General features: G+C 64.6%; 1 protein-coding gene. It reads right to left on the reverse strand.

Features of this window, described 5'->3' with window-relative positions; genetic code table 11:
• The coding region (locus EET67_RS25380) for a formate--tetrahydrofolate ligase (protein ID WP_128628924.1) at nucleotides 1-765 on the reverse strand (765 nt) is incomplete at its 5' end.

A 765-nucleotide genomic window follows, 5' to 3' on the forward strand; every position in this document is an offset into this window, starting at 1 on the left:
TCAGCTCAACCCGTCGATCTCGCCTGCCTCGTTGATGATGATCTTCTCCGAGGAGGGCTTTGAGGGCAGGCCGGGCATGGTCATGATCTCGCCGCAGATGGCCACGACGAAGCCGGCGCCGGCCGACAGGCGCACTTCCCGCACCGGCACGGTGTGGCCGGTCGGCGCGCCGCGCAGGTTGGGGTCGGTCGAGAAGGAATACTGCGTCTTGGCCATGCACACCGGCAGGTGGCCATAGCCCTGCTTTTCCCACTGGTGCAACTGGTCGCGCACCGACTTGTCGGCAATCGCCTCCGAGCCGCGATAGATGCGCTTGACGATGGTGTCGATCTTGTCGAACAGGCCAAGCTCGTCACTGTAGAGCGGGGCAAATTGCGAGCGGCCCGATTCAGCCAGCTCCGCCACCTTGTGCGCCAGTTCCTCGATGCCGGCCGAGCCCTGCGCCCAGTGTTTGCACAGCACTGCCTCCTCGCCCATCTGCGCGACATAGTCCTTGACCGCCTGGATCTCGGCCTCGGTGTCGGTGTAGAAGTGGTTGATGGCCACCACCGCCGGCACCCCGAACTGCTTGACGTTTTCGATGTGGCGGCCAAGGTTGGCGCAGCCCTTCTTCACCGCCTCGACATTCTCAGCCCCCAGATCCTCCTTCTTGACGCCGCCATTCATCTTCAGCGCCCGCACCGTCGCCACGATGACGGCGGCCGAAGGCTTCAGCCCGGCCTTGCGGCACTTGATGTCGAAGAACTTCTCGGCGCCCAGGTCGGC

Source organism: Borborobacter arsenicus (assembly GCF_003934165.1).
Lineage (GTDB): Bacteria > Pseudomonadota > Alphaproteobacteria > Rhizobiales > Rhizobiaceae > Pseudaminobacter > Pseudaminobacter arsenicus.